The sequence below is a fragment of the Legionella sp. genome (assembly GCF_965140895.1).
Taxonomy (GTDB): domain Bacteria; phylum Pseudomonadota; class Gammaproteobacteria; order Legionellales; family Legionellaceae; genus Legionella.
Window position 1 is genome coordinate 37,059 of record NZ_CBCSKT010000060.1, and the last position, 19,799, is coordinate 56,857.

Genomic DNA, 19,799 nt, shown 5'->3' on the forward strand with positions numbered 1-19,799 from the left:
TATTTTCTAATTGAGGAACACAATGTTAAAAGAACAACTAGAACCAGCAAGTACGAAAAAAAATTATGTAGTACACCGTGCTCAATTGCCTTTAAGCTGTCCTACAGATGATATGGTGTTGTGGAATGCGCATCCCAAAGTTTACCTACCCATCGATAAAACCGGTGTAGAAGTTTGTCCTTATTGTGGTTCGCGATTTGTATTACAGAATGATTGATTCTATTTGTATTGTTCGATTATCTGCTTTAGGTGATGTTCTAATGGCCGTTCCGCTCATTAGGACATTGCAAGCCAGTTTACCGCAGGCCAAATTGACCTGGATTATATCCAGGCCTGCTTTTGATCTAGTCGAGGGCATGGATGGTGTTGAATTTATCGTAATTGATAAGCCTCATCGTTTAGCGGATTATTGGTGTTTTAAAAAACAAATGAGTGGCCGTGTTTTTGATGTGCTGTTGGCTCCTCAAGCCAGTTTGCGCACTAATTTTCTGTATCCCTTTATTAAAGCGAAACGTAAGATTGGTTATGATGAGCATCGGGCTAATGATGGCCATGGCTGGTTCGTCACTGAGCGTATCACTCCAGGCTTTGAGCATACTTTGGATGGCTTTTTAAAGTTTGCGGAGGCTTTAGGTATTAAGGAAAAAGTAATTCGTTGGGACTTACCGATTACTCCCGCTGATTATGAATGGGCTGATCGGCATTTGCCAAAAAATGGCCCTATTCTGGTGATTAACCCTGCTGCAAGCAAGCCAGAGCGCAGTTGGCCCGTGGCTCGTTATATTGAAGTATTACGCCAAGCTCAGGAACAGTGGCAGGCTCAAGTGGTTATTACCGGCGGCCCTGGTGATTTCGATAAACAATTGGCAGAGCAAATTCTTCAAGAGATTCCCGCAATTAATTTGGCTGGAAAAACGAAGCCAAAACAATTATTGGCATTGATTAGCAAAGCAACGGTCGTTCTTTGCCCTGATACGGGCCCATCTCATATGTCCACAGCGGTAAATACACCAGTTATTGCCTTACATGCGGTAACTAATCCACTTATTTCCGGTCCTTATCTTTTTCAACATTTGGTAGTGAATCGCTATCCAGAAGCTGCAGAAAAAATTTTAGGCAGTGTGTCCGTTGAGGAAGTGTGGGGGCAGCATGTACATGGCGATGAAAGCATGCAGTTAATTTCGGTTGACGAGGTAATGGATAAGCTTTCTGAAGTATTATCTTCAGAGATGCAGGAGCAATTGCCGTCTTGACGCAGAAAAGTGCCTTCATAGTCAAATCTTCGATGTGTCACTGCACGCCGAAAAAATGAGCAGAGCGTTCAGTTCTGCTCTGCATTAAGATTACTTGCCTGAGAAATTGGATTGCCGAGGTGATTTTATCGGTGCTTCTGAATCGTCTCTGTGGGAAGCTGGTTTTGGTGTAAAAACCGAGAACCGATGGTAACGATTTTTTGTTGGCGACATTCTTGCAACAGCTCTTTTTTTATGAGGCCAAATGTATAACTTAATGCCGCAGGACGACATCGTAATACACTAGTGAATTGCTCCTCAAAATTTTCGGCGAAGGGTGCTTGCAATGAAGGCTCAATGAGGCCTAGCTCCTGGCGGTAAGCTTGGGTGGCGTTGCAGGCTGCATCAATCGCTGCTTTATTCAAGGTGGGCGTGCTTGCTGGCGCGAATAGATTCGCACCAAAGGGGCGTTGGGTGAGTTTTTGTGTCTCTTTAATTGCTTGCTCAATGCCTTGGGGAGATAAATAAGCTACCCCTAAAGAACCTAGGCCCCCGGCATTAGACACTGCAGCAACTAATGCCGGCGTTGTTGGGCCACCACCCATAGGGGCTTGGATAAGGGGCCACTTTATGTCTAATTGTGCACAGAATGAATTGTGGAGTAGGGCATTGGGCATAATGTGTCATCCTTTTCACAAAAGTTAGTTTGTTTCCCTTTTAATCAGTAAAGCATTAAAAAAGCAATTAATGCGTTGTTCTAACCAGCATTTAGAATGGTGTTTATTTTTTCCCGTAATAAAACCTACATGGCCACCATGGTGACTTAACTCCAGTACTACATTCTCAGATAATTCTTGCACTCCAGGAATCGTGGTTGGAGTCATAAAGGGATCATCTAAAGCATGAATAATTAAGGTGGGCACGGTAATGTCGCTGAGGTATTGTCGAGAACTTGCCTGTTGATAATAGTCATCTACACTGGCAAAACCATGTAAGGGGGCGGTGATTTGTTGATCAAAATCATAGAGTGTTTTTAAGCTAAGTAAGCGCTCCTCTGATAGAGGTAATTGCCAGTTTATAATATCTAGCTTTTGTAAAAACACAGCCTGTAAGCGCTGCAATAAGTTTGCTTGATATACCCGTGCAAACCCCTTGTTAATGTGACTCACCACATCATGTAATTGAAAGGGGACGGAAACTGCAACAGCCGCATCAATTAACGCTTCTGAGCCTGACTCACCAAGCAATTTCAACAACACATTACCACCAAGAGAAATGCCAACGGCAGCCTTTGGGGTTTTAGGCTCCCTGGTTTTTAACAGTTCAAGGACATAGGATAAATCCGCGGTATCCCCTCCATGATAAGTGCGAGGCAGGCGATTGGGTTCGCCGCTAGCTCCTCGAAAGTGCATGAGCATTCCCCGATAGCCGGATTTATTAAATGCGGCTAGTAGACCCGCTACATAGGCTGAGTTAACACTGCCACCTAAACCATACAGCAAAACCACCAGAGGGGCTTTGGCACTGAGACCATTAATTGCCCAGGCGAGATCAATAAAATCTCCATCGGGTAATTCAATACGCTCATGGAAATCAATCGGTGCCTGTAAACGATTAGTTAGTGTACGATATAATGTTTGGCCATGTTTATTTGTTAGCCACCAAGCGGGTTTGAATTCACTATGAATAATCACGATACAACATCCCCAAAAGTTACTCTTACTCATTGAGTATAAATTTAAAATAATAGGAAATAAAATCTGCAGCAGCTCACTTTTGGGCTATTCAGAGGTAAACTTACAATCCATCAATGAGATAGCCTTAGTTTTATTTATCCACTTATGGCCTAGCCAAATGCATAAAAACAAGGGAATACAGATATAAGAAATAAGTAGGCCATACCAATCAATAGGATTTGCTACGAGCGCTGAGTAGTTTTGCCCACCAATGACTATCGTGCATAAAACAAAAGCACAGATAGGGCCAAAAGGATAGCCTTTGGCGACATAAGGCAGCTTGGACAGGTCTTTTCCCTGACTTACATAGGCTTTGCGAAAACGATAATGGCTAATGGCAATACCCATCCAGGCAATAAATCCGGAAAGGCTGGTGGCATTGAGTAACCAAAAATAAACCGTACCATTGCCAAATACGGAGGATAAAAAGGCTAAAATAGTTACGCTACTGGTTAAGGCTAACGCATGAATGGGTATGCCACGATGATTGACCGTGGAAAAAACTCGCGGCATATGACCTTCTTTGGCCAAGTACCACATCATTCTGCTACTTATATACATGCCGGTATTGGCGGTAGAAATAATAGCAATTAGGATGACTGCATTGACGATACTTGCGGCAAAGGTTTCATTATATTGCTTGAGCACTAAGGTAAAGGGGCTGGTTACCACATCCTCGGTTGCAAGTTGCGGTGCGTTATAAGGCAATAACAGGCTAATAATGAAAATGGATAAGATATAAAATATTAAAATCCGCCAGAAGACCATTTTAATGGCTTTGGGGATATTTTTACGGGGGTTTCTGCTTTCGCCGGCGGCGATGCCAATGAGCTCGGTACCCTGAAACGAAAAGCCAGCTACTACAAAGGCTCCAATTATCCCGCTCCAGCCTCCATGGAATGGGCCATCACCAATATGCCAGTTGTGAAAACCGGCGCTTTGTTGGCCTGTAACTCCGGTAACTAGAAGAAAGCCGGTGACGATAAAGAGCACTACCACGGTAATTTTGATAAATGATAACCAGTATTCCACTTCACCAAAGGTTTTGGTTGAAATGGCGTTAAAGCCAATGATTAAAAAGGAAAAAATAGAGCACCAAATGAAGGGGGAGCTGTCGGGAAACCAATAACGCATAATTAAGGCTGCTGCTGAAATTTCTGAAGCGATATAAATGGCATAGCTATACCAATAGTTCCATCCTAAAGCATAACCTAATGATGGGTCGCAAAATTCAGATGCATAGACATAGAATGATCCGGTCGTTGGCATGAATGAGGCCATCTCACCCAGACCCGTCATCAAAAAATAAACCATAATGGCCATAGTACTGTAGGCAAGCAAGGTGCCACCCGGGCCTGCTAAGGCTAAGGCACTACCACTGGCTAAAAAAATCCCCGTACCAATAGCCCCCCCCAACGTTATCATGACTAAAACACGAGCGCTAAACTGTCGCTGTAGGGTGGGTTCTTGGGCTAATTCATCCTGCATTATCAATCCTTGTATCTTGAGAGTAAGACGCTCTTATCATTACAAAAATCCCTTAATTAATACTGTATCCAATTTTTTTCGGTTATCTTTTCACCAGAAATTGTCTCATAGGATTTAAAAATATCACCGTCTTGGGACAATAAAATGGCGATGGGGCGAGTTGCTTCGAAATGAGCAAATATGATCATCATCATGACGGTAATGGGGACGGAAAGAAACATTCCGAGAACACCCCAGATGGTGCCCCAAACCGTTAATGAAAGTAAAATAGCTAAGGGGCTTAAATTCAATGAGTGACCAAGAAAACGTGGTTCAATTATGTTACCGACCAGAAACTGTATTGAGCCAAGACCGATAATAATTTCTAGAAAATGGAGCCAGTCAGCAAATTGCACTATGGCTATAGTGGCTGGGAAAAAAATGGCAATAATTGCGCCGATATTGGGAATAAAATTGAGAAAGAAAATGAGTAGAGCCCAAAACTCGGCGAAATCGACACCCACCCATTTCATAATGAACCAACTTGCCATTGCTGTAGCAATACTTAAAAGCGATTTTAAGCCTAAGTAAATTTGGGTGTCGTTAACTATATGGATCAAAATATTATTAACTAATTGTTGATTTTGTTGCGAGGGGACTAGAGCATCGATTTTTCTGAGGAAGTAGTGTTGCTCCACAAATAAAAAGGCAACATATAAGGCAATGAGCACGGTCGAGCTGGCGAGTGTGGTAAAAACACCTGAGATTTTTAGAAGCATCGTTTGAATATTAATGGTTTTTATAATGTTATTAATATTAGTTAATACTTCAATGTGATATCGCTTATCAATGCCATCAATAATAGACAATAAATGATCTTGGTAACGCCCGGAAGCATAAACAACACTACTGACATTATTCGAAATAATATTTACGAAGATGCTGATGAAAATCGCAGCGACACCAAAGGCTAAAATCATACTTAGCCAGCTGGGGAGTAACGCGCCGAATTTAGGAATGCGTTGGATAATACCACGAATGGTATTGAGAATATGCCAAATAAAGATTGCCAAAACAACTGGAATAAAGATGTTGCTGCCTACGATAAGAAAATAACCGACTATCCATAGGATAACCAAGCTGGCTGCAAATCCAATAACGCGCCCCATTGCTTTATCTCTTTTAAAGTGAATTCACGTTAATATACCTACTTTTTTTGAGCTGTGCTATGTTCGTAAGTGCGCAGGGGGAATTTGATGCTTAATTCCCACCAAAAACCCGATAAGAAGTGCCGGGAAGCGATTTTGCTTCATACATCGCGGCATCTGCTTGCAATAAGACCGATTCACTGCTGATATAACGATTATTATGGCAGTTAACGATGCCAATGCTGAGTGTAATGGGAAGTTCATTTCCAGATAAATTAAATGGTGTATCCATTAAGGAGGCAATTTTTTTGGCGACCACTTCACTTTGATGAGGATCGGATAGGTTTTCGAGGAGAATTGCAAATTCATCCCCTCCAAAACGAGCGACAACGTCATAAGAACGCAGCGATTGTTTCAGACGTGAGCTTACTTCTTTTAGTAATTTATCTCCGGCAATGTGTCCATAGGTGTCATTAACTTGTTTGAATTTATCCAAATCAATTAAGAGTACACTAATGATGCCTCCAAGCTGTTTCATTTTTGCCAGCGCAATTTCCAGGCGGTTTTCGAAGAGCATGCGATTGGCAAGCCCTGTCAGCATATCGAAATTGGCGCGGATAATGAGTACGTCTTCGAATTGTTTTCTTAATACGGCATATTGGATTGCACGTTTAATCAACTCTGCATCCAATTGATCTTTAAATAAATAATCTTGAGCCCCTTGCTTGATGGCCTCAAGTGCTAAGCGCTCATCTTTGTAGCCAGTTAAAAAAATAATCGGCAGTTTGGGGGACATATTCTGAATACTATGAAGTCCATTAAATCCGTGAGAGTCAGGCAGGGTGCGATCCAATAATGCGACATCAAACTCCTGTTCAGAGACAATCTTTAGCGCTTCGCCAATTGTTGAGGCTCTTTGCAAGAGATGAGCTTGAGGCATAGCCTGCTGTAATACCTTGCTAATAATCATTGCATCACCGACAGAGTCTTCAATGAGCAAGATTTTTAGCGGATTAGAAGCAGATGAATCGTGCATCATTTTTTCCTATGTTATTTAACATATCCGTAAGTGCTATTAGGCGAGGACATCAAAGTATTTTACCCGCTATTATAATACTAGTCCTCTTATTTAGGCATGTAAAATGTTATCATGTTTTGGTAGAGCAAGGGTAAAGTTGCTGCCAAATCCCACCCTTGATGTGACTGATAAAAAGCCATTATGATGCTCGGCAATTTTTTTGCAAATTGAGAGACCAAGCCCACTTCCTTTAATTGAGTCCCATGCGTGTAGGCGTTTAAATGGTTCAAAAATTTCTTTAATAAATTGCTCATCAATTCCTAGCCCATTGTCTTGGACGGTGATTTTCCAATAGGAATCTGCATCTTCTACGCCAATATGAATAACAGGGATATTACCTGGCGGTTGGTATTTAATGGCATTGGTAATTAGGTTTTGCAGTACGCGCATAATCTGCATGGGTTTACCATAAAGCAGTGGTATGGGGTCATGAGTTATTTGGGCTTTTTGTTCTTCGATTAAGGCTTTGATGTTTTCTAAGGCGTTTTTTAAGACCCTTTCGCCATCAAAGGAGACATTTTTAGAGTCTTCATGTACACGAGAATAGGCGAGTAAATCATTAATTACTGCACGCATACGTAAGCCTGCGTTGGTCATGATTTTTAAATATTCTTTGCCTTCATCGTCAAGTTTATCTTGTTTTTCCGTTAATAATAGTTCGCCGAAGCTATTGATCATACGTATTGGTTCTTGTAAATCATGAGAGGCTACATAAGCAAATCGCTCTAATTCAGCATTTGAACTTTCTAAGGCTTGCAGGAGTTTTTTATTTGCTGCTTCAGCTTTTTTACGGTAGGAAATGTTTTGCACTAGTGAAACAAAGTATTTGGGGGTACCATCATTACCCCAGACTAAAGAGACACTCAATAACCCCCAGACAAGATGACCATCTTTGTGAATATATCTTTTTTCCATTTGATAACTGTCGATTTGTTTATTGAGCATCAAAAGCACATTTTCCAAGTCAGTTTCTAAATCGTCCGGATGCGTTAGGGTTTGAAAATCACGTTGTAGTAACTCCTCCTCACTATAACCAAGCATGGTGCACAAGGAATGATTCACTTTTAACCATTTGCCTGTCGGAGATATTAAGGCCATCCCGGTAGAGGCATGTTGCATGGCGGAACGGAATATTTCTTCGCTGGCTTTGGTTGCATCTTCTTCAGCCTTACGTTCGGTGATGTCGCGCACAATGGTGGTAAGACAGACAGGTTCTCCCATTGCATTTCGGTGTAAGGTTACCGATTGTAAAACTGGGATTTCTCGGCCACTACGGTGTAATAAAGCCAAATCCCCAGTCCAAAAACCTTTTTCAAAGGCCGTGGGTATGACTTCGTTAACTATTTTTTGTACGGCCCACTGTGGATGCATGTCGGATATTTTCAGCGAGGATATATCATAATCCTCGGGTAAGCCAACCATCTGTTTAGCGCTTCGGTTATGGTATAATAAATTTCCTTGTAAATCGGCAATGCCTACAAAATCGGAGGCTTCTTCGATTAAGGCGATCAGTCTGGAGTGTTCTTCTTCCATTTTGCGGTTTTCAGTAACATCACGAGTTATATTAACAAATCCTGCTAATCTTTGTTTGTCGTTGTATATGGGTTCCATTAAAACATGCGCCCAAAAAGGGCTGCCATCTTTACGTATTCGTATTACCTCTCCTTCAAATTTTCCTTGTTTTTTGGCAATGCCGATTACATTTAAGGGGGTGCCTTTAGCAACGTCTTCACGGGGATAAAACAGGGAGAAGTGCCTGCCCACTATTTCCTTATCAGAATATCCATAAACTCGTTGGGCACCAAAATTCCAGCTTTTTACATGCCCTAAAGGGGTTAGGGTGAAAATCGCAATGTCTTTGATACTGTCTAGAATCATTTTATAGCGTTGTTCGTTATTAAAGAGCGATTTACTTTTTTCGTGCGATTTAAGTATTAAATACATACATACAGCCATTAGAACTGTTATCAGTAAGCATAAGGTAAAAATAAGCATGACAACATGGAAGGCAGCAGAAGGCTCCCCTATCCAACGGTGTAGAGTAATTAATGCAATACTCATCACAATAATCAGGCATAAGAAGATAAACCACATCCATGCGTTGAGTTTTTTATAATTGATCTCGGTCATCATTTTCCACTGATTCATTAGAAATTATTTTTGTTCCTTGATGGTAATTTTCTCCACAATGTCCGCTGATTATGGACGTTAACTATGGAGAGGATCCTCTTTTAATCTTAGCAGAATATTAAGTGTGCATTTTAGTCAAAGTATGATCTATATTTACTTATGTAAACCACGGACATGGAGTTCCAAATGAAGAAGAATAATTTAGCAGTAAAAAGCGGCAGTTTAAATCATCTTGTTCTTGCCTTGTTTTTATTTGCCAGTCCATTAGCGGGGGCGTATGCCGCGTGTTGTGCAGGCCATGGTGGGGTCGCTTCGTGCAATAAAACAACAGGGGTTCAGATGTGTAAAGATGGCACTGCTTCTCCAACCTGTACTTGTGCTAAGTCAAAAAATACGAAGAAGGCGCTGACACCTAAAACAACGACTACCGTTCCAGCAACTACAAAAACAAACAATAAAGCAACAAAAACAGTTCCTGAAACAACCAAGAGCACCACCAAGTCTACAACTACCACAACTACAAAACCCAAAAATAGCTGGTGGGGTGGTAAATCCAAAACAACAACCCCAGAAACCACAAAGGGAACTTCAACTGGTAACGCTAAAGGCTGTTGTTCTAATCATGGCGGTGTTGCCCAATGTGACCAATCTACTGGTCACCAGCGTTGTAAAGATGGCACCCAATCACCATCTTGTACTTGTCACTAAACATTGAATACTTGCTTATCTCTATCTGAAACTTCTGGCTCTACGATATAACTCGAGCTGGGAGTTTTCTCCTCTTGAGAGAGACGCGATTGCGAATTTAGTATGAGGGGTTCCTTATTGCCACAGGTTGGCATTCGCTGAATCATGTGTGTATGTGATAGTGGCTGAGATGCCTTTTGATATTCCTGAGCTTCTTCTGTCAAATGGTTGAGCGGTTGCTGTTTGAATCGATAAACATTCAATAAGATAAGACAGGCTTGTGACATCATAAGGACAACACCTAACGCAGGAGGAATCGTGATGCCCGCAGTAACAAATAATAGCCCAGAGGCGCCAACCATTCCCAAATTGTAGGCAAAACTACCTGCCATATTTTGATTAATATTCGCGACTGTTTGCCTTGATATTGCAAATAATGAGGCAATCGCCATTAACGCACCTGGATGAATTACTGCATCAGCGGCATCCTGGGTTACTTGGTCTCCAGAGCCAATAGCACCGCTAAAATCGCTTGCAGCCATAGCTTCCGCATCATTTCCCGCATCGCCGAACATGGCTACTTTACGGCCTCTACCTCGTAACTTCTCGATATAAATCGTCTTTTGATTCGAAAGACAGCCAGGATATACATGCTCATGGTTGATGCCAAGCTTGTTCGCATAACGAAGAGCCGTTTCTTTGGCTGCGCCAGTGCAGATGTGAACTTCTTTGCCCATGTTTTTTAAGGCATTGATTGTTCGAATAGCATCATCACGTAGTGGGTCAGTCATCTCCATATAGCCAATGATAGTTTTATCACGAGCAACCAAGACTAGATCATCACTGTTTAAGTTAAGTAATTTAATCTGTTCAGGGATAATTATTCTTTGTTGTTCCATTAAGGAGCGGCTACCGATGAAGTAACTCGTTCTATTTATTTCCCCAATGATTCCTGAGTGGTGCTTTCTATTTAATACAGTTACGTATAATTCCTCTGAATTATCGTCTTTAGTATATGCATAAATTGCTTTGCCTGTTGGATGAACTGCTGTTTTTTCTAAAGCTGCACAAATTTTGCGAAGTTGCGATACAGAAGTATCTTGTTCATTGAGTGCTATTATCCTTTCGACTTTAGGTACTCCTGTCGTTAGGGTACCATTCAAATCAAAAATAACCGTATCTATGTGTTCTGCATTTTGTAACACTTTAGTGCTTTTAAATTGCACCCCATTTTCCGCAGCTTTATGCATTCCCGAAGTCACAGCAAGGGGAATAATTAAGCCTAACGTACAAGGGCAGGCACTTACCAAAATTGATGCTACACATTGAATAGCAGAAGTCAACGAGAAAAATAGGCCAATTGCTGTTCCTGCAGTTAATGCTAATAAGAGCACAAGGGGAATGAAATATTCTAAGTACTGTACTGCTTGTAGCTCAATCGGGGACTTATCTAAAGCTGCCTTGGCAAGTAGGGTATCGAGGCGGGCAAGATGGGAGTTTTTATAGTCTTTGCTAACGCGAACTCTTAACGGATCTGCATGTTCTGCAAGGCGCATCCCCGCAAGCACTTTAGCTTCGGGCTTGAACGAGCGGGGAAGAATCGCTCCAGTAGTAATCGTATTATAAATGATACTTTCTGCAAGGCATTCCCCATCTAAAGGAATAATTTCTCCTGGGTGAACCAGGATGACATCACCGGGTTGAATCTGGGTTAATAAAGTATTCTCTTCGAATTCTGCTGCTTCATCGCAAAGGTCTGTGCTAATTTTTCTAACTATTTTTGATGCGCGATCTTGGAATTTAGCCGTACCTATTTGCGCTTTAATACGGTCTTCGATGCCGAGACCAATATGTCTAAAACCGTAGATAAACAGGGCTGCATCGAACATCATAGGCAGCCAAGGTGCATATAATGAAGCAAGAGAAATAACCAGAATCAAGCTCGTGCTTAGCGCGAAGAGGCTATCCATTGTTAGGGCACGACTTGCCCTCCATTTTTTCCATGCATCAACATAGGAGTTTGCACCTAATGCTAAAGTTAACAGAGTACTTAGTCCTGCAAGTGGCAGCATCACGGCAAGTGACATCGTACCGCTCAAACACGCGATTAATACAATAACGCCAGCGCCACAACCGAGAAATCCCTTAAACCAATGAGAAGAAAAATATTTTTTTGCTTGGCTAAAGAGAGCACTGAGTTGCAAGGGGAGGGACTCTGCTGTTAGGTCGTTTTCAACCGTTGGCTCAGTTGCTTGTGGATCCTCTACGACTAAAAGTGGTTTTTGTGGATGTCCACTGATTGGCAGTGTTAATGGACGCTCATTTATTGGCGTGTAGTCATACTCTTCACAGGTAAACGCCAATTCTTCAATGTATTTTCTTATTTTTTGCCAGCTTACTTGGTTTAATTGTTCTTCTATCTTCTTACGCTCTTCGTGTGTTTGCGCTTGGTTTAATCGTTCTATTTCTTCAAGGGTATATGAAATAACCATCGTGGTTTTTTTCGGATCTTTAAATTGAGTAAGATCGGCATTAAAGGCTTCAAGCGTGATGGATTCTTCGTTGAGCTGCTCAGTAACAACGCGTTGAATGCGGCCACTACAACCCCCGCAGGTCATTCCGGAAACATAAAAAGTTAAAGTCTTAGACATATTTACCCGTTAAGTTTGTTTTTTATTTTATCTTTTAGTTTGTTTTTTGTTCGTTTGCTAAAATTGACTTAAAAACAGTATGTTACAATTTGAATGAAATCATATCATATATGACATTTTTTGCACCTTTTTTTTGCAAAATTGTTAATTTATCTTTAAAAAGAGGTGTAAACAGGCTCGTTCCTGGCTTTTTAATCGTTTTAATTTGAGCTACTGGGTGTTATTTTGCCAGATTGAGGTGCCAGAATTTATCTTAGAGAGATAAAAAATTGGATGACAGTATTACAGCTTATCGCTATGCTTGAACCACTTTTTAGAAACAGCGGATCATTAAATTTTGAGTTCTTTATCATCGAGAAAGGAAAGTTGGCTAGCAATTATTTTTGCAGTTTATTGTACTTATTATTTAATTGTTTCCTTAGCTGCTTCCTGGGGATTTACTACCGACGATGCCTACATTACGTGGCTTTATGCACGCCAGTTGGCTGAAGGGGAGGGGATTAGTTGGCCTGCGCTTTTGCCTCGGGTAGAAGGTTATTCAAATTTTCTTTGGCTTTTAATCGCCTCTTTAAGTTTTAAGCTACATTGGTCTGTTGTTCTGACTATGAAATGGGTCTCTGTTTTTAGTTTAGGCTTGGGACTTTTTTTCTTATATCGTTTGAGCCGGCTTTTTTTAAGTCCTTTATTGGCAATGCTTCCAGTGTTCATTTTTAGTCATTATACTGGGGTGGTTTGGTGGACGGTTAGTGGACTAGAAAGTGCTTTTTTCTGTGCGTTATCGCTACTATTAATATGGCAATGCGCAGTGGCTTTGGGATTTTCTCCGGTGACAGAGCAGTCAACAGAGGATGGCTCATTATCTACACGGGCTTGGACAATTGCTAATATTAGCTTGCTACTCCTCGGATTAACCCGGTTTGAAGGAATAATTTGGGGAGTCCCTGTTGCCTTATTTATTTTTTGTCAGTGGAAATCAAAACGTATAAGTATGATGCTGCCGAGCCAAAAAACAGGCTACTTATGGGGAATCATTACGCTTGTGTGTTTGGTGCTTCCCTATACAATTTATTTCATTTGGCGTGTGCGTTATTTTGGGTATTGGATTCCAAACAGTTACCAATGTAAAGCTTCTCTGGCAGGACTGGGTGGGGTGGTTGATCTAGATTATGTCCGGGTGATTCTTCCTTTAATTGTGTGTTCCTTACCCTATTTGTTAGCGCCTAAAGATTGCCGCCATATTCTCCTGTGGTTACCTTCCCTGCTTTATGGAGCGATGCTATGGGGGGCGGATCCGGTTTTAGCACACATGCTGCGCTTATTTTTAGCTCCTTTTGCTTTGTTTTCTTTGTTGGCGGTTTTGGGCGTATCCGAGTTTTTAAGCTATTTTAATTTAGCAAAAGAAGATTTAAGGCTACTCGTTTGCGTTGTATTTATTCTCATAACGTTTTTATTGATCCCTGGGAATAATTTGACTTCGCTACATGCACTGGCTACCAATTATCAAAGTCGAAATCAAAGCCGGTTATTGATTGCCAGATTATTGAATGAGCAGGCAGCAAAGGGGGATACTATTTTATTAGGGGATTGCGGTGTAATTCCTTTTAATGCGCGTTCTGATTTACGTTTTATTGATAGCCAGTGTTTGAATAATGCGGAGTTAACACAAGCACCTTATAATCGTAACTTTGCCTTATATGCTTCCCATCTGCGCGAGCAGGTAAAACCAAATTGGGTTATTATCAGCAAGCCTGTTTTGGAGGCTCGTGGTGATTTCTTAATCAGCCAACTCCAAGGCAGTGATTTTTTAACTGATTATCAGTTTATTGCGCGGTTTGAGTCGGGACCTGTTGCTCATAATGTGAAAGGGCATTCGCAAAAGATGATTGATAATGTTTATTTGGTGTATAAAAGAGCGGGGTAGCCTAGGCTGCTGCAACCACCGAACCATCCTAGCCGAATTCCCGCGTTTAAGTCACGGGAATTCGGGGAGAGGCAAAAGCATTGGGTGTAGCACGAATAGTATTTTATTGAGAGTTTGTTGCTGACCCACTCGTGAAATTGCCGCTAGGTTGAGTTGAGCGAGTATTTTGTAAAAGCATAATGCTATTTGTAAGTAAAATACGCTCTTGTATTTGGCGGTCTAAGTACATTTGATAACTAATTTCAGCCAATAAGGTGGCAATTTCTTTTTCGACTGTTGCTGGAGAGGCACTATTAATTTGATTGATCCATTGATTATTCTGGCTCATATCCGCATTAAATAATCTCCAGGTCGCCATTTTAAATTCACTCAATGCCTGGCTTGCTGGTGCTTGCCCAGTAGTGCTTTGGTTTTGTGATAGTCTTTTTGACATAATAAAATATAAGTTACTTAGCCCTACGGAGTATTGCGCTGCATAGGTACGTAGCGACGTAAAATAATTATTGAGCGTTGATTGTGCTTGTACTTGTTGAAGTGTTGGCTTCTGAGAACCACTTGATGAGGTTGCAGTACTATATAAGGTATCATAGGACTTAAGATTGGGTAGTTGTAATGGCGTTACAGAGCCAGAAACATAGCGAATAAAGTTCGAGGCTTGCTGAGCTTGGTTTTGTGCACTCAAACCTTGATTTTGAGGGTTAACTGAATTCGAGTTTGTATTGCTCGATGTGCTTTGGTTTGAATACATAAGTGGTGCGGTTAGATTATTGCTGTTTAGCTGACTTAAAAATTGTTGGTTATATTGATACGTAAAATATTGGTAAGTCGAAGGAAGCTCCCCAATGATGTTCGCAGAAACCACGCCTCCTGGTACGAGGTTACCATTGGCATTAGAGGAACATCCGACCCACTCAGTGCCATCGTAGTTCATACAATAGCTGTTATCGGGTGTGCCGAGTATGTTTAATAAGCCTTGATTCACAGGGTCTTGTTGGAATGTCTGTTGGTCAACATTATTGACAACGGAGACCTTGCCTTGTTGTTGGGATGAGGGATTGCTAAAATTTTGTGCATTAAAAGTGTTGTTGGCCCAAGCATTGATCGATGATGCGCCGGATACTTCTCCAGGAACGATTTGAGCTAAAGCCGTATTGAACGCGTTAACGGGTAGTGCGCCTAAAAAGGTATTAAACATATAAGTTTGCACGACTTGGGTTGCAGTAGCATTCAGTAAGGTTTGACTTACCGTACTGTTATTTTTGGTAGGCGATTGAGTAATGTTATATCCTAAATAACCACCAAGATTTACTAAGTATTGTACTAAGTTTTGTGTGTTTGCTGCTGTTTGCTGGGTGCTGTATTGGGAAATATCATCTGCTACAGCAGGCAGAGCCGTCCAGCAAAACAAATTAATCACAGCGAATTTTGATAGTCGTTTCATCATTCATCCCCTTCAAGTGCGCGCAAAACGAGTTTTAGTCGATATTGACAAAAAACCCGCGATAATAAGCGTAAACGTTCAAATACAATGTTTCTCTTAAGAAAAACTCCTGCAGGATCATGGCTTCCAGTACTCGTTTCTTCCGCATGTATCAGGACGCGTGAGGCGCTTCCCGGATGAACTGTATCGATTGCTTGCAACAAACGTAGTCCTCTCCCTGATTTAATATTTCCTACGATACGAATGAACTTTTCCTCTTCAGACAGGAGTCCTAAATCGATTTTTTCAATGTCATCCAGCTCCTTACCCAACTGCTCCATAACCGCTTCAAATTCGGGGTTTCCATCGAGGGTCCAGTCCTCAACACTTTCCATAAAAGTAATAACGCGGTAGATCATCGGGTCAATATATTCAAACCAATATTGGGAGGATGCTTCATGGCTAAGATCGGGCATGATTTACTCTTTTTTTACTGTGTCAGATTAATGGACGAATTCATTACTAACTACTATAGTATATTATGAAGGGTAAAAGATAGATTTCTAATTTAAAGAAGCAAAAAATATGAAGAAGCAATCAGAATCGAGAATCGTAAAGCTTATTAGCAGTATTCTAAATGTTCGCGCATGGTTTGATTGGGAACGGGTGAGATCTTTTACTCTATACCTATCTAATGGATTTAAACGGCTGTTTGTACCACAACAGAATAACGAGGTTGAGTCCTTTGAAGAGGCAGCAACCAAATTAAATCTTAGTGATACAACCTTAATGACAAAGCAAAACGCTTTGTTTCGTTTAAGCATTGTCATGCTAATCGCGGCAGGCCTGATCTTGGGTTATGCGGGTTATCAACTTTTTTATGGTTCATTTAAGGCCGTTATTGTGAGCTTAATAGTCACTTTAATCGCATTGGCATTGGCTTTTCGCTACCATTTCTGGTACTACCAAATTAAAAATCGTAAGTTGGGTTGTACCTTTAACGAATGGTTTAAGCAAGGATTATTAGGGGAGAAAAAATGAGCAATTTCCTTACGAAAACCTTACTCATCTTTCTCTTTCCAGCTATGGCCTTAGCGGATAATTCGTTGACTTTTGCTCCGCCGGCCAGTGATTATTCAATGGTATTTTTGGGTAATTTATTTGGTATTGTGGATGGCGTTTTAAGCGGCACAGGTAGCCAAATAATGGGGAGTATGTTTGGGGTGTTTAACTCCGCCGTTTTGGCCTTAGGCGGTATGATTATCATGTACACCTTGCTCGTCTCCACGATGAATACGGCTCATGAAGGACAAATGTTAGGACAAAAATGGTCTTCCATTTGGATTCCAGTACGTTCCACAGTGGGTTTATCCTTATTAATCCCTAAAGCATCTGGTTATTGCTTGATGCAAATTTTTGTTATGTGGATTGTGGTACAAGGTGTTGGAGCCGCAGATAAAGTGTGGAATGCGGCATTAAGCTATTTGAACCGCGGTGGGGTCATTATTCAGGCCCAGCAAATTAATCCTGCTTCCGCACTTGTTAATGGTTCTGCTGGAATGTCTGGTATTGCTTCAGGCGCGATGAACATTCTCGCAGGCCAAGTATGTATGCTGGGTTTGCAAACACAACTACAAAATCAGCGACAAAATTATTTAAATCAAAAAGCAAAAAATTCAGGACCTTGTTCTGGAACTCCCTCAGGAACTATGGCTACGTTTTGTAATACTTCTATACCTGATTTTCTTGGTTCGGTAAATGCGGTGACCACACAAAATGGTAATCCCACTGCAAGTTACTGGACTGTGTCAATGCCTAATTTTGACTCAGGCTCTCCCTATAATTTCTTAAATGGTATTTGCGGTGAGATTCGCTGGAATAATCTTAATACACTTACTTCAACGGCCACCAAAGGTACTTCATCTGCTAATTCTGTATGGGGAGCCATTGGAAAAACGTTAGGGTTTTCTTCTAGCGGAAATGGAAACTCCTGGGCGCAGGCTGCTGGGAAGGGTTTGGGCTGGACACAAGGCGAGGTAACTAATACGAATAATGTAGGTGGTAATTCTGCTGCTTTGAGCTCAAGTCAGGGACAAGTTGGGCAGACAACAAGTATAGGGGGTGTTTCTCTTACCGCTGATGAGTTGCAAACGGCACAGATGTCACGGGCAATTGCTATCCAACAAATGTATGTGGATTTATCTAATGTAACCCAAACTATAATCGGTAATGCCCCTGGATTTGAGCCACCTGGTTCGAATAATTCAAGTAACTCTAAGCCATTTATTCCTAATCTGGCAAATCAGCAGTTTGGAGTACCTTATACTCAAAATTCGACAGTGTGTTCGTCTTATGGTCAAAATTGCTTGATTTGGGGGCCGGCTGCAGGTAGTACTGGTGGCGGTACATTATTTAATGGAACTGAGTTTATTAACGCGATAAATGACTACAATGGCATTATGATGCCAACGCTAAACCTGTTAACCCAAATGAACGATAGTACTAATGCAAATAATGCTCGTTCATTCATTGCCCAAGCATCTACCCAAGGCTGGATTATGGCTGGAGCTTATTTCTTTAATCTAGTGCAAATTCAGGGTAGTGCAACCCAAAGCTCGAGCATGACGGACAGTAATACAGGTTTGGATCAAAGCTCTTTTGATGCAACCCAGATTACTTCGTCTTTTGGTGATAATGGCAGTTGTAGTGGAGGCTCCTTCTCAACCTTATGTACTTGGTTTGGAGGAAATCGTACCCCTGTAGCTATGGTGCAATCGTTAATTGATGGTTCTGGTATTTCATCTCCTACCTCTACCTCTGCAAGTAGTCTTGTACCTAAACCTAATATGACTGCAAACCCTAACAGACCTGCCGTTGCTAGTTCACAATCATCGACAGTCTATGGATTTATCAATAACTCAGTCATGATGCAAACCCCAGGTCAGCCCGGCTTAAAACCTTTGACCTTTGCGAATACCATTAACTTCCATGTTGATACGTCATTATATACATTACAACAACAAAGCTTCTCATGCGGTAAGGTGCAGATTTTATTCTTCTCTTTCTGTTTGGGACAATTGTTGGGTAACTTGTTCTATAACGTCATCTTCCTCTTCATCTATAATACCTTGATGCAGGTTTTTGGACAGATAATTAACCAGGTGGTCATGGCATTCCTGATGATACCTCTTAGTGGTATGGCTGATATCTTTAAACAAGGGGTGCAAGTTCTATCTGCTCCAGGAGTTAACCCAGTTGTGGCTTTAGCAAATATGGGTGTGCAATACATTAACTTCTCTGGTAACTTATGGCTCATGTTATTAAATATGGCGGTTACGAGTGCGTTAATCCCGATATTTGGTATCTTCATCTTTGCGTTGATTTCTTTAGCTCTGCCTCTTTTACTCGCGTGGGTTGGGATCATGACAACCATAGGGTTTACAACCGCATACTATGTTCCTATATTGCCTTACATGATCTTTACCTTCGGTGCAATGTCATGGCTGATCTCCGTGATCGAAGCGATGGTGGCAGCGCCTATTGTGGCCTTAGGGGTCACTCACCCAGAGGGACATGATGCCTTTGGTAAAGGTGAAGCGGCAATCATGATCTTGATCAACGTCTTCTTAAGACCGTCGATGATGATTATTGGATATATTGCTGCTATTGCCTTGTCTTATGTCGGGGTATGGATCCTTAATTCCGGATACGATACCGCGATTGCCTTTATCCAACAGGAAAATGTGAGTACGAGTGGCGTAGGCACAGCACTTACAACCTTAGGCGGTGGGGTTTCTGATATGGCCTCAGGTACTGGGGGTTATTCAGATTGGGCAGGTATTTATGCCTTCTTCTTCTCGATTTTGACCTACACTTCAATGTATTTAGTGTTAATTCAAAAATCCTTTACGTTAATATCTTACCTACCTGATAAGGTATTACGCTGGATTGGTGGTAACCCTGAAAGCTTAGGGCAAGAGTCCGCACAATGGGCTGGTGAGGTTCAAAAACAACAAGATGCCGGTGTTAAAGAAACTCGGGATGCTCAAGGCCAGATTGACAAGCAGCTTGGTGGTGTTGGTATGAAAGGACTAAATAAAGCTAAAGGAGCCATAAGCAGTGGTGGTGGTGGCAGCGGTAGCGTTGAGGCTACTGGCGGTAATAAAGGTGGTAGTAAAGACGGTGGTCTTGGCGGCAAAAACAGTGGCAGTAGCAGTGGCAGTAGCAGTAGCGGTGGTGGTAGCAGCGGTGGTGGAGGAGGTCTTGGCGGCAAACTCCAAGGCATTGGTGGTGAGGGCGGCTAAACAAGAATAGGGTTAATTAGGTAAT

The 19,799-nt window shown here is 41.5% G+C and carries 15 protein-coding genes; 6 read left to right on the forward strand and 9 right to left on the reverse strand.

The features are described from left to right. The first annotated feature begins 22 nt into the window (after positions 1 to 22). The gene (locus tag ACQY7T_RS07745) at positions 23 to 217 is read left to right on the forward strand and encodes a zinc-finger domain-containing protein (RefSeq protein ID WP_428412427.1); all 195 of its coding nucleotides are present in this window, start codon (positions 23 to 25) and stop codon (positions 215 to 217) included. After that, complete coding sequence (locus ACQY7T_RS07750) at positions 210 to 1,253, forward strand: glycosyltransferase family 9 protein (RefSeq protein WP_428412428.1); 1,044 nt, start codon at positions 210 to 212, stop codon at positions 1,251 to 1,253. The genes ACQY7T_RS07745 and ACQY7T_RS07750 overlap by 8 nt, the downstream gene beginning before the upstream one ends. 125 nt (positions 1,254 to 1,378) lie before the next feature. Here the strand turns inward: ACQY7T_RS07750 and ACQY7T_RS07755 are convergent, their stop codons facing one another. The 6 genes from ACQY7T_RS07755 to ACQY7T_RS07780 form a co-directional block, all read right to left on the reverse strand. After that, on the reverse strand, positions 1,379 to 1,909 hold the full coding sequence (locus ACQY7T_RS07755; protein ID WP_428412429.1) for an NAD(P)H-dependent flavin oxidoreductase: 531 nt from the start codon (positions 1,907 to 1,909) through the stop codon (positions 1,379 to 1,381). Between the two features lie 24 nt (positions 1,910 to 1,933). Then, positions 1,934 to 2,926 carry a hydrolase gene (locus ACQY7T_RS07760; RefSeq protein WP_428412430.1) on the reverse strand — a complete coding sequence of 331 codons (993 nt, stop codon included), beginning with the start codon at positions 2,924 to 2,926 and terminating at the stop codon, positions 1,934 to 1,936. Between the two features lie 87 nt (positions 2,927 to 3,013). Further along, the gene (locus ACQY7T_RS07765; RefSeq protein ID WP_428412431.1) at positions 3,014 to 4,456 is read right to left on the reverse strand and encodes an amino acid permease; all 1,443 of its coding nucleotides are present in this window, start codon (positions 4,454 to 4,456) and stop codon (positions 3,014 to 3,016) included. A gap of 56 nt (positions 4,457 to 4,512) precedes the next feature. Continuing rightward, positions 4,513 to 5,604, reverse strand: a complete 1,092-nt coding sequence (locus ACQY7T_RS07770) for an AI-2E family transporter (protein ID WP_428412432.1) — start codon at positions 5,602 to 5,604, stop codon at positions 4,513 to 4,515. Between the two features lie 91 nt (positions 5,605 to 5,695). Further along, positions 5,696 to 6,622, reverse strand: coding sequence for a diguanylate cyclase domain-containing protein (locus ACQY7T_RS07775; protein ID WP_428412434.1), 927 nt, complete (start codon positions 6,620 to 6,622; stop codon positions 5,696 to 5,698). Between the two features lie 90 nt (positions 6,623 to 6,712). Next, positions 6,713 to 8,794 carry a PAS domain S-box protein gene (locus ACQY7T_RS07780; protein WP_428412436.1) on the reverse strand — a complete coding sequence of 694 codons (2,082 nt, stop codon included), beginning with the start codon at positions 8,792 to 8,794 and terminating at the stop codon, positions 6,713 to 6,715. A gap of 183 nt (positions 8,795 to 8,977) precedes the next feature. Between ACQY7T_RS07780 and ACQY7T_RS07785 the strand changes: the two genes are divergently transcribed. Continuing rightward, the gene (locus tag ACQY7T_RS07785) at positions 8,978 to 9,499 is read left to right on the forward strand and encodes a hypothetical protein (RefSeq protein WP_428412437.1); all 522 of its coding nucleotides are present in this window, start codon (positions 8,978 to 8,980) and stop codon (positions 9,497 to 9,499) included. On the opposite strand, the gene ACQY7T_RS07790 is transcribed toward ACQY7T_RS07785, so the two are convergent. Then, the gene (locus ACQY7T_RS07790) at positions 9,496 to 12,129 is read right to left on the reverse strand and encodes a heavy metal translocating P-type ATPase (protein WP_428412438.1); all 2,634 of its coding nucleotides are present in this window, start codon (positions 12,127 to 12,129) and stop codon (positions 9,496 to 9,498) included. The genes ACQY7T_RS07785 and ACQY7T_RS07790 overlap by 4 nt on opposite strands. A 337-nt stretch (positions 12,130 to 12,466) precedes the next feature. Here ACQY7T_RS07790 and ACQY7T_RS07795 point away from each other — a divergent pair, with 337 nt between their 5' ends. After that, the gene (locus ACQY7T_RS07795) at positions 12,467 to 14,050 is read left to right on the forward strand and encodes a protein LphB (protein WP_428412439.1); all 1,584 of its coding nucleotides are present in this window, start codon (positions 12,467 to 12,469) and stop codon (positions 14,048 to 14,050) included. 103 nt (positions 14,051 to 14,153) lie between these two features. On the opposite strand, the gene icmX is transcribed toward ACQY7T_RS07795, so the two are convergent. Together icmX and icmW are read right to left on the reverse strand one after the other, a co-directional pair. Next, on the reverse strand, positions 14,154 to 15,491 hold the full coding sequence (gene icmX / locus ACQY7T_RS07800; RefSeq protein ID WP_428412547.1) for a type IVB secretion system protein IcmX: 1,338 nt from the start codon (positions 15,489 to 15,491) through the stop codon (positions 14,154 to 14,156). Continuing rightward, on the reverse strand, positions 15,491 to 15,946 hold the full coding sequence (gene icmW / locus ACQY7T_RS07805) for a type IVB secretion system protein IcmW (RefSeq protein WP_428412440.1): 456 nt from the start codon (positions 15,944 to 15,946) through the stop codon (positions 15,491 to 15,493). Before icmW ends, icmX begins: the two co-directional genes overlap by 1 nt. Before the next feature lie 109 nt (positions 15,947 to 16,055). On the opposite strand from icmW, the gene icmV reads away from it, so the two are divergent. Beyond that, on the forward strand, positions 16,056 to 16,511 hold the full coding sequence (gene icmV / locus ACQY7T_RS07810) for a type IVB secretion system protein IcmV (RefSeq protein ID WP_428412441.1): 456 nt from the start codon (positions 16,056 to 16,058) through the stop codon (positions 16,509 to 16,511). Continuing rightward, on the forward strand, positions 16,508 to 19,774 hold the full coding sequence (gene dotA, locus ACQY7T_RS07815) for a type IVB secretion system protein DotA (RefSeq protein WP_428412443.1): 3,267 nt from the start codon (positions 16,508 to 16,510) through the stop codon (positions 19,772 to 19,774). Before icmV ends, dotA begins: the two co-directional genes overlap by 4 nt. The last annotated feature ends 25 nt before the right edge of the window (positions 19,775 to 19,799 follow it).